Below are 14,330 nucleotides of genomic sequence, written 5' to 3'. Positions count from 1 at the left end.
CCAGGGTTAAGGTCTGGAACCTGCTCAGTAACTTTCCAAAATGGGAAGCACCCTTTGCGAGCAGATTCGCGATTTACAAAAACTACCCGGAAACAAATCCGGGCAGCCCGAGATTCTACCTTAGATTTCCCGCCTGTTTCAAGCCCCATTGCATGCCTTGAGGCAGCAACGTCCGTGCTCGTCTATAATCGGTGCTTGCGCTATCCATAGCAATACTGGCAATTCAGGCAACTTTAAAGATTCCCATGGGCAATATTTCTATCAAAACGGCAGAAGATATCGAAGGTATGCGGCTTGCGGGGCGCCTCGGCTCCGAGGTACTCGATTACATCACGCCTTTCGTCAAAGCAGGCGTCACGACCGGTGAGCTGGATCGCCTGTGTCATGAGTACATGGTCAATGTACAAGGCACGATTCCCGCGCCGCTCAATTATTGCCCGCCCGGCTATACGCCCTATCCCAAAGCAATCTGCACCTCGGTCAATGACGTGATCTGCCACGGCATCCCGGGCGACAAGGTTCTGAAAAATGGCGATTCGGTCAATCTCGACATCACGGTCATCAAGGATGGCTATCACGGCGACAACAGCCGGATGTTTCTCATTGGTGAACCATCGATTCTGACCAGGCGTTTAAGCGAGATCACCTATGAATGCATGTGGCTTGGCATCTCCAAGGTCAAACCTGGCGCACACCTGGGTGATATTGGTTACGTCATCCAGCAGCATGCGGAGAAAGCGGGCTACAGCGTCGTGCGCGAATTTTGTGGCCACGGCATTGGCAAGGTCTTTCACGAAGAACCGCAAGTGCTGCACTACGGTCGTCCCGGCACACTGGAAAAACTCGAAGCCGGCATGATCTTCACGATCGAACCGATGATCAATGCAGGCCGCCGTGAAATTCGTGAAATGGGAGATGGCTGGACCATCAAAACCAAGGATCGCAGTCTTTCCGCGCAATGGGAACACACCGTTCTGGTTACCGAAACAGGCTACGAAGTGCTGACGCTTTCAGCGGGATCACCGCCGCCGCCAGCATTTATCACCTCACCCGCCACCCAAGCCGTCAGCGCCTGATATGCCGTCGCTCGCCATCGCCCTCAAGGAACAGCTTAAAGCCGAACGACAAATCGTTATCGATCACTTTCTGGCGACTGGCAAGGCCGAGGTCCTGCTAACGGCGCTAAAGGATCATGTCGATGTCGCGCTGACCAAGGCCTGGACTGAATTCCAGTTGCCGCCAAGCGCTGCGCTGGTGGCGGTTGGCGGCTATGGACGCGGCGAGCTTTTCCCGCATTCCGACGTCGACGTGCTGATCCTGTTGCAAGAGCAGCCGGATACCGAACTCGCTGCAAAGCTTGAAGAGCTGGTCCAATTGTTCTGGGACATCGGTCTGGAAATCGGCCACAGCATCCGCACCGTGGATGAATGCCTGACCGAAGCCAAGGCCGATATTACGGTGCAGACCAGCCTGCTCGAAGCACGTCTGATTACTGGCAACGATGCCCTGTTCCAGCAACTCAAGACACGCTGCGACGCGGCGATGGATCCGCGCGCCTTCTTTCAGGCCAAAACGCTCGAACTGCGCCAGCGTCACGTGAAATACGAAGACACCCCCTACAGTCTTGAACCCAACTGCAAGGAAAGTCCGGGCGGTCTGCGTGATCTGCAAGTCATTCTCTGGGTTGCCAAGGCAGCAGGGTTGGGCGACTCATGGCGCAAGCTGGCCGAACGCGGTTTGTTGACGTCAACCGAAGCACGTCAGCTCAAGCAAAACGAACGTGCGCTCAAGGAGGTCCGCATTCGTCTGCACATCATCACCAATCGTCATGAAGACCGGCTGGTGTTCGATGTGCAAACCGCGATCGCAGAATCAATCGGATTCAAGAGCACCAGCACCCGTCGCGCCAGTGAATATCTGATGCAGCGCTACTATCGTGCAGCCAAGGCCGTCACCCAACTGAATGCGATTTTGCTGCAGAACATTGAAGTGCAACTGTTTCCGCAGATGACCTCGCCGGTGGCGATCAATGCGCGCTTCAATGAAGTCAACGGCTTCATTGATATTGCCAACGACGATACGTTTGAAGTCACACCGTCGGCCATGCTGGAAGTATTTTTGCTGCTTTCCCTGCATCCGCAATTGAAAGGCATGACCGCGCGTACCTTGCGTGCGCTCTGGCATTCACGCTTCAAAATCGATAACAAGTTCCGTCGCGATCCGGCAAATCGTGCCCTTTTCCTGCAGATTCTGCAGGCGCCGCAAGGCATCACGCATGCACTGCGGCGCATGAACCAGACCAGCATTCTCGGTCGCTATCTGCCGAACTTCCGCGACATCGTCGGCCAGATGCAGCACGATCTGTTTCATGTTTATACCGTCGATCAACATATCATGATGGTCGTGCGTAACGTACGTCGCTTCATGCTCAGCGAACATGCGCACGAATATCCATTCTGCAGTCAGCTGGCCGCCAATTTTGACAGGCCGTGGCTGCTTTATATTGCTGCCCTCTTCCATGACATTGCCAAAGGCCGCGGTGGCGACCACTCGCAACTCGGCATGCAGGATGCGCATGACTTCTGCGTCGATCACGGCTTGTCAAAAGAAGATACGGAGCTCGTTGTCTTCCTCGTGCAGAACCATCTGACGATGTCCCATGTCGCGCAAAAGCAGGATCTGTCCGATCCCGATGTCATCCGACACTTTGCCGACGTGGTAAAGGATGAACGTCATCTGACGGCGCTCTATCTGCTGACCGTTGCCGACATACGCGGCACCAGCCCCAAGGTCTGGAATGCCTGGAAAGGCAAGCTGCTGGAAGATTTGTACAACATGACCTTGCGGGTCTTTGGCGGACAAACACCATCTGCCGAACGGGAACTCAAAAAGCGGCAAGAAGATGCACTGGCCAATATGCGTTTATATGCCTTGCCTGAACACGCCCACGAAAAATTATGGGCTCAGCTCGACGTCGTGTACTTTTTACGGCATGACGCATCGGATATTGCATGGCAAACGCGTGTGCTCTACAACAAGATCGACAGTGACATACCGATCGTCAAGTGTCGTCTGGCACCGATCGGCGAAGGCTTGCAGGTCACCGTCTACGTAAAGGACAAATCCGACCTGTTTGCACGCATCTGCAGTTACTTCGATCGCAAGAATTTCAGTATTCTTGATGCGAAGATTCACACCACAAAACACGGCTACGCACTTGATACCTTCCTCATCACCGATCCGCTTTTTGCCAAAAATTATCGCGATCTGATCAATCTGATCGAGCATGAACTCGGTGAAGTACTGTGTACGCAGGAAGAATTACCCAATCCAATCAAGGGCAGACTTTCCCGTCTTTGCCGCAACTTCCCGGCGACGCCCACTGTGGATTTGCGTCCAGACGAGCGTGGCCAGTATTTTCTGCTAACGGTCTCTGCCAATGATCGCAATGGCTTGCTGTATTCGATTGCGAATGTGCTTGCCCGTTACAAAGTCAATCTGCATACCGCCAAGATCATGACGCTGGGCGAACGTGTAGAAGACATCTTCCTCGTCGATGGTGCTGCGTTGAATAATCCGCGCAGTCAGATTCAACTGGAAAGCGATTTGCTCGACACCCTGCGCGTCTAAACGCCTATTTTCATTTTCATCCCGATGCTGTCAAACGATCGCCTCGGTCATTCCACTATTTACTTATGACAGAACCACTTCGCTTATCCAAACGCATGTCGGAACTTGGCCTGTGCTCACGTCGCGAAGCCGATGAATGGATTGCGCGCGGCTGGGTGCGTGTCGATGGCAAGGTTGTATCCGAACTCGGCACCAAGATCCTGCCAACGCAGCGCGTCACGGTTGAACGACAGGCTGCGGCAGAACAAAGCAAGCGCGTCACCATCCTGATCAACAAACCGGTTGGCTATGTCAGCGGCCAGGCGGAAGACGGCTACAAACCTGCTGTTGCGCTCGTCAAGGCGGAAACACGCTGGAATGAAGACAAGATGCCGACGCAGTTTCATCCCACGCAACTACGCAGTCTCGTTCCTGCCGGACGGCTTGATATCGACTCGGTTGGTCTGCTGGTCCTGACGCAGGACGGTCGCGTCGCCAAGCATCTGATCGGTGAGGATACCTCGGTAGAAAAAGAGTACCTGGTGCGTGTGCAGTACACCAAACCGGGAAAGTTACCTGACGAAGACCTGCGTCGTCTCAATCACGGCCTGATGCTGGATGGCAAGAAACTCCTGCCCGCCAAGGTCAAATGGCAGAACGAAGATCAGCTGAGTTTTACACTCAAGGAAGGCAAGAAACGACAGATACGCCGCATGTGCGATATCGTCGGACTCAAGGTGGTCGGACTCAAGCGCGTACGCATCGGCAAGGTCAAACTGGGCGATCTGCCGGTCGGCCAATGGCGTTATCTGCGCGAAGACGAGCAGTTCTGAGTCTCGTGTTGATCGATCCTGGCCTCGACGCACATCACGCGCCTGTTTCGCATCAATCGTCGTCGTCGGGATCGAGTTCGGGAAACAGCACTTCGGTGAAACCGAATTTCGAATAATCCTCGATGCGCATCGGATAAAGAATGCCGTCGAGATGATCGCATTCGTGCTGAACCACCCGCGCATGAAAGCCGTCGGCATCACGACTGATCGTCTTGCCGTACTGATCGAATCCTTCGTAATGCAAGGCTGAGAAACGCGGTACCACGCCGCGCATTCCGGGCACCGACAAACATCCCTCCCACGCCTCATCACGCGCCGCAGAAAGTGGCTGCAAACGCGGATTGATCAAGACCGTTTCGGGCACAGGCGGAGCATCGGGATAGCGCACATTCTGCTTGAATCCGTAAATCACGACACGCAGATTGACGCCGATTTGCGGCGCCGCCAGACCGGCACCATTGGCTGCATACATGGTGTCGAACATATCCGCGATCAAGGCATGCAATTCAGGCGTATCGAAATGCGTGACGGGCTCCGCCACCCGCAGCAAACGCGGATCACCCATTTTCAGAATTTCACGAACGGTCATACTTCATCCCCTCATTACAGGTATCGCGATCATGCAGTTGGATGTGCCAGCAAGGCCAGCAAGCCTTCCTCATCCAGAACGGGAATACCCAGTTCTTCTGCCTTGGCGAGTTTGCTGCCGGCCTCCGCCCCTGCGACGACATAATGCGTTTTCTTGGAAACAGAACCTGCGACCTTGCCGCCGGCAGCTTCGATCTTTTCCGCGGCTTCATCTCGCTTCAAGGTAGGCAAGGTACCGGTCAGGACAAACGTTTTGCCCGCCAGCGGTCTCGGTTTATTCTCGACAACATGCTCGTCCCACGTCACGCCCGCTGCGCGCAATTGGGCAATCAGTTCCTCGTTCATCGGTTCATCGAGAAAAGCGCGAATCGAGCGCGCCACGACCGGACCGATATCGGCAACTTCCAGCAACTGCTCTTCCGTCGCCGCCAACACGGCATCCAGATTGCCGAAATGGCGCGCCAATTCCTTGGCCGTCGCTTCACCGACGTGTCGAATACCCAATGCATAAATGAAGCGTGCCAGCGTCGTATTCTTGGATTTTTCAAGCGCAGTCAGAACGTTCTGTGCAGATTTGTCTGCCATGCGATCCAACTCTGCCAGCGCGCGGAAACCTATTTTGTACAAATCTGCAGGCGTCGTGATGATGTGCTTATCAACCAGTTGCTCAACCAGTTGATCGCCAAGCCCTTCCACATCCATTGCGCGACGTGAGACAAAATGCAGTAAGCCTCCCTTGCGTTGCGCGGCGCACTTGATCCAGCCGCCGGAACAACGTGCAACGGCTTCGTCTTCCGGACGGATCACGGGAGAGCCGCAAACAGGACAAGTCGTAGGCATCACAAACTCGCGCGCATCGGCGGGGCGTGCTTCCGGCACATGCGACAACACTTCGGGAATCACATCTCCGGCACGACGCACGGTGACGGTATCGCCGATGCGAATATCCTTGCGGCGCACTTCATCTTCGTTGTGCAAGGTCGCATTGGTAACGGTCACACCGCCCACGACAACGGGCGCCAAACGCGCCACTGGCGTAATCGCACCGGTACGACCGACCTGCACTTCAATATCCAGCACTTTGGTCAGTGCCTCTTGCGCCGGAAACTTGTGTGCGATGGCAAAGCGCGGCGCGCGTGACACGAACCCGAGTTGCCTTTGTTGTTCTGCCGCATTGACCTTGTAAACCACGCCGTCGATTTCATAAGGGAGATTCGCTCGCTTCTCGCCAATACTGCGATAAAAATCGATCAGGCCTTGCGCGCCTTTCACAACAGCGCGCTCGGCACAAACCGGCAATCCCAATTCTGCATACCAATCCAGCAAGGCAGAGTGCGAAACAGGCATGTCCGCACCTTGAAGCGACCCGATGCCGTAGGCAAAGAAGCGCAACGTGCGTTGCGCGGTAATGCGAGAATCCAGTTGGCGCAGGCTACCTGCGGCCGCATTGCGCGGGTTGGCGAACTCCTTGCCGCCAAGCTCACGCTGGCGTGCATTGAGTCGCTCCAGATCGGCTTTGTACATCATGACTTCACCGCGTACATCGAGGACTTTTGGCGGATGATCGGTATGCAGTCGCAAGGGAATCGCCTGGACGGTACGGATATTCGCCGTGACATTTTCCCCCGTCGCACCGTCGCCGCGTGTCGCTGCCTCGACCAGCAAACCATCCTCATAGCGCAAGTTGATCGCCAGACCGTCAAACTTCAGTTCGGTCGCGTATTCGACTGCCTGCAACGTCTTCAGCCCTTCGGTGACACGCCGATCAAAATTGACGACATCATCATCATCGAAGGCATTGCCCAGCGACAGCATCGGGACCGAATGGGTTACCTGCGGAAAGGCACTCAGCGCCAAGGCACCAACGCGTTGCGTCGGCGAGTCGTGTACCAGCAGCGCAGGATGCGCCGACTCTATTTCCTGCAGCTCCCGAAAGAGCTTGTCGTATTCCGCGTCGGGAATCGATGGTGCGTCGAGTACGTGGTAGGCGTAGTTGTGTCGATTGAGTTCGCGCCGCAACCATGCAGCGCGGGAAGGTGGATCGCTTGCATCCGGCACTGCCGGCGTGTCTTGCGATGCGGCAGAAAACAGATCCGGTTGCATCTTGATGATTAATTGAACAAGCGTAGCGCCCGCGTGGAACCGGCAGGAATATCAGACGTCTCCATGTCGGCATAAAAGGCATCGATCTGCCCGGCAATCTCGGTCAGCGATTCGTCCGACAAAGGCTGACCGCTATCATCGACCACCGCGCCATCCAGTCGTGCCGCCAACGAACGTGCGCAGGCGACCATCGCGCCAAAACCATCACGTGCGGGCAAAACAACCGGCACGTCCAGCAGCAAGGTCAGACGATTGGTCGTTTCTTCGGCCAGCGTGACGTTGGTGGAAAGCGAGAACAAGACACCGCCCTCACCATCCGGCATGACCAGACGGCCTTCCGGACGTACATCAAATCCCTGCCGCTCCAGTGCCGACAACAAGGTGCTCACCGACCACGGTGCGCCCTTGGACTGCACATTGATGCCCAGCTTGGCATCGTGCTCCGCAACGAAATGATGCAGCGAACGCGCCGTTACCATGACTTCGGTCATGTCCGGCACATCCGGATCCGCATCAAAGTCGTCAGCAATCTGGCGCAGACGCATGACAAACTCCGAGTATTCGAGTTCATTCAGGGCGTTATTACGATTGGCCAGCTGTACGCCGGCAGTCAATGATTTGTAGACGCTGCCATGGGTGATTGCTTCCCAGCCACCATCCACCCGCTGTCCCACGAAGTGAATCGGTTTGCCGCCAACCGAACGCAACGATTGTGTTGCGGCTAAAACTTTTTCGCCACGCAATTGTGCGGTCAGGGTCAAAGGGATCGTGCAATCGATCAGATAATCAACCGGCAATTCCTTTTCTTCGGCAAGATTCAGGCTCTCTACCGGCGCCGCTTCTTCAAAGGCGGCATCGCCCGATGCCTCAAGGGACATCTCCTGATCGTTCAACTCGCGTTCTGCCGCATCAACATCATGCTGCGCAAAATGCGGCTCCTGACGCTCGCCCGCAGCGGGTTGCGGCGCCGAACTTGCCCCCATCAACACATCGTCATGCGAAGAAGAAAACGCCCGCTCCACGCTTTTTTTGGCTTTATGTTCCTGCCACTTGTTATAGGCGATCACGCCCACAACAATCACGCCGCCAATAACAAACAGGCTTGCTTGCAGATCAGTCATGCGGCACCGCCTGTCATGCACTTAGTTAAAACAAAGGAGTTCATAGTTATCCGTAATCTGACAGACATGCAGGCGGTTTCAACCGTATAACGGGAACACCATCGCTGCTCACATCTGACCTTGTTGTTTTGCAATTCTGTTGCCTCGACAAAAGTATTACAAAGGCGCCCTGCCGATGCAAGCATGCAGCAGAGCAACCGCCTGCACTTTATGCCTCGGCAAAATCCGCTGCCGACTCCATATCCACCGCCACGATACGCGAGACACCCTGCTCCTGCATCGTCACACCGATCAGTTGCTGCGCCATCTCCATCGCGATCTTGTTGTGCGAGATGAAGAGGAACTGCGTATGCGATGACATACGCTTGACCATGTTGCAGAAGCGTTCGGTGTTGGCATCATCCAGCGGCGCATCAACCTCATCCAGCAGACAGAATGGCGCAGGATTCAGCTGGAACATCGAGAACACCAGCGCGGTTGCAGTCAGCGCCTTTTCACCACCGGACAGCAAGTGAATCGTTGCATTTTTCTTGCCCGGTGGCTGCGCCATCACTTGCACGCCCGAATCCAGAATCTCTTCGCCCGTCATCATCAGCTTCGCCTGACCACCGCCAAACAGGATCGGGAACAATTCACCAAAATGCTTGTTGACCTTGTCAAACGTATCCTGCAATAGCTCGCGCGTTTCCTTGTCGATCTTGGCAATCGCGTCTTCCAGCGTCGTAATCGCCTCGGTCAGATCGGCGTTTTGTGCGTCGAGGAAGTTCTTGCGCTCCGACGCTGCAGCCAGCTCATCCAGCGCCGCAAGATTGACCGCGCCCAGTGCCGCAATCGCGTTGGTCAGACGCGTGACCTCGCCCTGCAGATACGATGGACGCATATCCGCGTTCAGCTTCTCTGTCAGTGCCGCCTCATCCGCCTGTGCTTCGACAAGCTGTTGCGCATACTGTTCCTGATTCAGACGTGCGGCCTGTTCTTTCAATTGCAGTTCGGTGATGCGGTCGCGAATCGGCTGCAGACTGCGCTCTGCCTGCAGACGCGCTTCATCATGACCACGCAGCGTTTGCGTCAGTTGATCCAGTTCATGTCGTGCATCTGCCAGCGCACGCTCCTGCTCGGTACGCTTGTCCAGCAAGGTTTGCAAGCCCGCCTGCGCGGCCTGATCGTCCAGACTTTCGAGTTCGAGCGAGCCCTGCTGCATATTGGCGAACAACTGCGCCGCTTGCTCGAGCGCCGTTGCGATATTGCGTTTGAGTTCTTCGATCTTGTTGCGTTGCGATTTCTCGGAGAATTCCGCCTCCTGTGCGGCACGTTCCAGCTCACGTACACGCTGGCGTGCATCGTTGAGCTGCTGCTCCTTGGCCAGATATTCGGTCTGTCCGGTCTCGTGAGATTCCTGCAACTCGGCGAGTTCGGCATCCAGTTGTTCAAACTTGGCTTCCGACTCCGCCTTGATCATTTGCTGTTCGGCTTCCTGCGCGGCGATCTCTTCCAGATCGGCGGCGATTTGTGAACTACGCTGGTTGAAGCGCTCCTGCACCTCCGACTGTTTCATCACATCGATCTGCAGTCCGTGTACAGCCTGCGTCAAGCCTTGCACACGTTGACGGATTTCCTGCAGACGTTGCGTTGCCTGCGTCAATGCCGATTCCGAACGCACGGCACGCGAACGGGCTTCGTCAGCAAGCATCTGTTGTGCGCGCAATTGCTTGGTGATGTTTTCAATTTCCTGCTGACGCGCCAGCATGCCGTCCTGCTCCGAATCAGACGCATAGAAACGCACGCTCGAACGACCGATGACATGGCCCTGCTTGGTGACAAAGCAGGCACCAGCCGGCAATTTGTTGCGATCCACAAACGCTGCCGCCGTATCATCCGCAACATAGACGTTGTGCAGCCAGTCCTGCATCAAGGCACGTAAGCCCGGATCGTTAAGCTGTAAAAGGCTGATGAACGGCTTCAGTCCGACCACGGCCTCTGCGGCAACGCCTGTTGCCGCATTCGGCGAAAACAGGGCCAGCTTGGCCGGCGGTGCATCATTGAAGAATGCCTTGGCCCAATCCAGATTGGACATTTCCAGTGCCGAGGTACGCTCACGCAGCACGGATTCCAGCGCGGTTTCCCAACCCTGATCGATCTGCAGTTTTTGCCACAAACGCGGTAATTCACCGAGTTCATGCTTTTGCAGCCAGGGTTGCACCTTGCCTTGCGTCTGTACGTTTTCCTGCAACTGCTTCAATGCACTCAGACGCGCTTCCAGCTGTGCATTATTTGCCGTTTCCGTATTGACCTGCTGCTGTGCAGTGCGTCGCTCCTCTTCCAGACGTGGCACCTGCTCTTGCGCCTCTTCCAGCTGGGCAGTCGCTTCTTCCAGGGTTGCCTGCTTTTCTTCCAGTTGCATCTTCAGATTGGACAAATGCGTGGAATCCGGAAGATTGAGGCCTTGCTTTTCTTGTGACAGACGCTCGCGGCGCGCAGCCAGATTGGACAGGATGCTCGACGCATTGCGCTGATGCGCAGACTCGAGTTCGATCTGTTGTTGCGCCTGCATGATGCGGCCACGCGATTCGGTCGTTTTCAATTGCGATTCACGCCACGCCTGCTCCAGTGCCGGCACGCGATCATTCTCGCGCTGCGCGGTTTCCTGCGCCTGCTCGACCCGCATGGCTTGCTCTTCGAGCTGCAGCTCGGCTTCCGCCAGGTCATCCTGGAATTGCGTCCCCTGACGCTGCCATTGATCGCGTTGGGCCGTGAGCGAGTTGAGTTGCGACTGCAAGCGTGTACGCGACTCGATCACAAACTTGATCTGGGCTTCCAGACTACCGATCTCGGAATTGGTCTGATACAGATGACCTTGCGCCTGATGCATGCGGTCACCCGCAGCGTAATGCGACTGACGCATGTGCTCGAGCTCGGTTTCCACATGACGCAACTTGGCCGTCTGCTCTTCCAGATCGATTTGCGCTTTTTCGATATCGCGGAAGAATTTTTCCTGTTCCGATTTGGCTTCGTTCTTGCGCAACAGCCATAGCAGCTTTTGCTTCTCGTCCTGATCGGCTTGCAGCTCGTGGAATTTCTGCGCAACCGCAGCTTGCCCCTGCAGCTTTTCGAGATTGGTATTCAGTTCGCGCAGGATGTCTTCGACACGCAGCAGATTTTCACGCGTGTCCTGCAGACGATTTTCGGTTTCTCGGCGACGTTCCTTGTATTTGGATACACCGGCGGCTTCCTCAAGGAAGATACGCAACTCTTCCGGGCGTGCCTCGATGATGCGTGAAATCATGCCCTGACCGATGATCGCGTAAGCGCGCGGACCAAGACCGGTACCGAGGAAGATGTCCTGAATATCGCGGCGGCGCACGGCTTGATTGTTGATGTAATACGTCGACGTACCGTCGCGCGTCAAGGTACGCTTGACGGCAATTTCCGCGTACTGACTCCACTGGCCCGCGGCCTTGCCATCACCGTTATCAAACACCAGTTCGACCGAGGAACGACCGGCAGGCTTGCGGTTGGTCGTGCCGTTGAAAATGACGTCCTGCATCGATTCGCCGCGCAATTCGGACGCCTTGGACTCACCCAAGACCCAGCGCACCGCATCAATAATGTTGGATTTGCCACAACCGTTAGGACCGACCACGCCAACGAGCTGGCCCGGCACCTGGAAATTAGTCGGATCGACAAAAGACTTGAATCCAGACAATTTAATGGAAGTTAAACGCACGTTATCAACCGTTCCCTGGAGAAAACATCAAGATTCAATCATTCAGCATGATTTGCCAGAACAATCGACAGACTGGCATGCTGCACGCAGACACACCCTGAAAGGGCAACATCATAGCATTTGAAACAACGAAACCAAGCAATCAGACCATCGTGACAGGCGATAAGGAAATCCGCTGGCGGCGGCGGTATAATGTTGCCGGTTCTGAACCATGGACAATGCCCAGCGCGTCCTTTCCGACGTCAACCCATCATTTTCTGCCGTGAATCCACTCCTGAATCAGCTGCAACCCTACCCGTTCGAAAAACTCAAGCAACTGTTTGTCGGCGTGACGCCCAATCCAGCCTATCGCGCAATCAGTCTCGGCATCGGTGAACCCAAACATCCAACGCCGGCTTTCATCCAGAAAGCGCTGGCTGACAATCTGGACGGCCTGGCGACCTATCCAACCACCGCTGGCACCGATGCGCTGCGCCAGACCATTGCAGGCTGGCTGGAGCGTCGTTACAACTTGCCAAAACTGGACCCGGTCACGCAAGTTCTGCCCGTCAATGGCTCTCGCGAAGCCTTGTTTGCCTTGGCACAAACCGTCGTTGACCCACATGCCAACGCGCTGGTGATTTGCCCTAACCCGCTGTATCAGATTTACGAAGGCGCCGCCTATCTGGCCGGTGCCGAACCGTATTTCGTCAATTGCGATCCGCAGCGCAACTTTGCACCTGATTTTGCAGCAGTGCCGGAAGACGCGTGGCAGCGTGTGCAACTCTTGTATGTCTGCTCGCCCGGCAATCCGGCTGGCGCCGTGCTGACGCTGGAGGACTGGCGCGAGCTGTTCGAACTGTCCGATCGTTACGGCTTCATCATTGCGGCTGACGAGTGCTACTCGGAAATCTACTTCAAGGACGAAGCCCCTTTGGGCGGGCTGGAAGCCGCGCATAAACTCGGCCGCACCGGTTATCCGCGTCTGATCGGCTTCTCCAGCCTGTCCAAGCGCTCCAACGTGCCGGGCATGCGCTCCGGCTTCGTCGCCGGCGATGCAGACGTCATCAAAAAATTCTTGCTGTATCGCACCTATCACGGCAGTGCCATGAGCCCATCCGTACAAAGCGCTTCGATCGCGGCCTGGAACGATGAGCAGCATGTGGTTGAAAACCGGCAAAAGTACATCGCCAAGTTCAATCAGGTCACGCCGATGTTGGAGCAAGTACTGGATGTCGCGCTGCCCGACGCCGGTTTCTATTTATGGGCGCGGGTGAACAAACTCGCCGATATCAGCGACGTCGAATTCGCGAAGCGTCTCTATGCCGAATATAATGTGACAGTTTTGCCGGGCAGTTATCTGGGCCGCGAGGCGCATGGTGTCAATCCGGGCGAAAATCGCGTCCGCATGGCACTTGTCGCCGAAGTCGATGAATGCCTGGAAGCAGCGCAGCGTATCGTCGCATTTTGCAAAACCCTGACTGCGGGCTGATTTGCCGTCACGACCGTACCTTTATTCATTCCATTCACTAGAGCAAGCAAAAGAACATGACTCAACAACTCGAACAAATCATCGATCAGGCATGGGAAAACCGCACCGAGTTTTCACCTAAAAATGCACCCGCAGATGTACGCAATGCGGTTGCCGAAGTCATCGATCAGTTGAACAAGGGTTCGCTGCGCGTTGCGCAAAAAATCAATGGCGAATGGATCGTCAATCAGTGGGTCAAGAAGGCCGTGCTGCTTTCCTTCCGTCTGGAAGACAACGTTGCCTTGCCGGCTGGCGGCAACATGCAGTTCTACGACAAGGTACCAACCAAGTTTGCCAACTACACCGAAGCGGATTTTGCAGCAGGCGGTTTCCGTGTGGTCCCGCCAGCGGTGGCACGTCACGGCAGCTTTATCGGCAAGAACGTGGTGCTGATGCCTTCCTACGTCAACATCGGTGCCTACGTCGATGAAGGCGCGATGGTCGATACCTGGGCCACCGTCGGTTCGTGCGCACAGATCGGTAAAAACGTGCACCTGTCCGGCGGCGTCGGTATCGGTGGCGTGCTGGAGCCAATGCAGGCCAACCCGACCATCATCGAAGACAACTGCTTCATCGGTGCCCGTTCGGAAATCGTCGAAGGCGTGATCGTGGAAGAAAACTCGGTCATCTCGATGGGCGTCTACATCGGCAAATCGACCAAGATCTACGATCGTGCAACGGGTGAAGTCAGCTACGGCCGCATCCCTGCAGGTTCGGTCGTCGTGTCGGGCAACCTGCCTTCTGCTGACGGCAAATACAGCCTGTACTGTGCCGTGATCGTCAAGAAAGTCGACGCACAAACCCGTTCGAAAACCGCCATCAACGAACTGCTGCGCGACTGA

9 protein-coding genes are annotated in these 14,330 nt (G+C 55.7%); 5 read left to right on the top strand and 4 right to left on the bottom strand.

Going from position 1 to position 14,330, the window contains the following annotated elements:
- The first annotated feature begins 245 nt into the window (after positions 1-245).
- The 3 genes from map to IEV29_RS02385 all read left to right on the top strand — a co-directional run bounded on the left by map (position 246) and on the right by IEV29_RS02385 (position 4,442).
- Positions 246-1,076, top strand: coding sequence for a type I methionyl aminopeptidase (map, locus tag IEV29_RS02395; RefSeq protein WP_188379669.1), 831 nt, complete (start codon positions 246-248; stop codon positions 1,074-1,076).
- 1 nt (position 1,077) lies between these two features.
- Positions 1,078-3,630, top strand: a complete 2,553-nt coding sequence (locus IEV29_RS02390; RefSeq protein WP_188379668.1) for a [protein-PII] uridylyltransferase — start codon at positions 1,078-1,080, stop codon at positions 3,628-3,630.
- Between the two features lie 65 nt (positions 3,631-3,695).
- Positions 3,696-4,442 (top strand): pseudouridine synthase, encoded by a 747-nt coding sequence (locus IEV29_RS02385; RefSeq protein ID WP_188379667.1) that lies wholly within the window; start codon positions 3,696-3,698, stop codon positions 4,440-4,442.
- Between the two features lie 52 nt (positions 4,443-4,494).
- Here the strand turns inward: IEV29_RS02385 and def are convergent, their stop codons facing one another.
- The 4 genes from def to smc form a co-directional block, all read right to left on the bottom strand.
- Complete coding sequence (gene def / locus IEV29_RS02380; RefSeq protein WP_188379666.1) at positions 4,495-5,031, bottom strand: peptide deformylase; 537 nt, start codon at positions 5,029-5,031, stop codon at positions 4,495-4,497.
- Between the two features lie 29 nt (positions 5,032-5,060).
- Positions 5,061-7,133 (bottom strand): NAD-dependent DNA ligase LigA, encoded by a 2,073-nt coding sequence (ligA, locus tag IEV29_RS02375; RefSeq protein ID WP_188379665.1) that lies wholly within the window; start codon positions 7,131-7,133, stop codon positions 5,061-5,063.
- 8 nt (positions 7,134-7,141) lie between these two features.
- Positions 7,142-8,254 (bottom strand): cell division protein ZipA C-terminal FtsZ-binding domain-containing protein, encoded by a 1,113-nt coding sequence (locus IEV29_RS02370; protein WP_188379664.1) that lies wholly within the window; start codon positions 8,252-8,254, stop codon positions 7,142-7,144.
- Positions 8,255-8,462: 208 nt separating this feature from the next.
- Positions 8,463-11,978 carry a chromosome segregation protein SMC gene (smc, locus tag IEV29_RS02365; RefSeq protein ID WP_188379663.1) on the bottom strand — a complete coding sequence of 1,172 codons (3,516 nt, stop codon included), beginning with the start codon at positions 11,976-11,978 and terminating at the stop codon, positions 8,463-8,465.
- Between the two features lie 262 nt (positions 11,979-12,240).
- On the opposite strand from smc, the gene dapC reads away from it, so the two are divergent.
- Together dapC and dapD are read left to right on the top strand one after the other, a co-directional pair.
- Positions 12,241-13,449 carry a succinyldiaminopimelate transaminase gene (dapC, locus tag IEV29_RS02360; protein WP_188379662.1) on the top strand — a complete coding sequence of 403 codons (1,209 nt, stop codon included), beginning with the start codon at positions 12,241-12,243 and terminating at the stop codon, positions 13,447-13,449.
- Between the two features lie 56 nt (positions 13,450-13,505).
- The gene (gene dapD / locus IEV29_RS02355) at positions 13,506-14,330 is read left to right on the top strand and encodes a 2,3,4,5-tetrahydropyridine-2,6-dicarboxylate N-succinyltransferase (RefSeq protein ID WP_188379661.1); all 825 of its coding nucleotides are present in this window, start codon (positions 13,506-13,508) and stop codon (positions 14,328-14,330) included.

The sequence above is a fragment of the Oxalicibacterium faecigallinarum genome (genome assembly GCF_014635705.1).
Lineage (GTDB): Bacteria > Pseudomonadota > Gammaproteobacteria > Burkholderiales > Burkholderiaceae_D > Oxalicibacterium > Oxalicibacterium faecigallinarum.
This window is presented reverse-complemented; position numbering and strand designations above follow the sequence as displayed.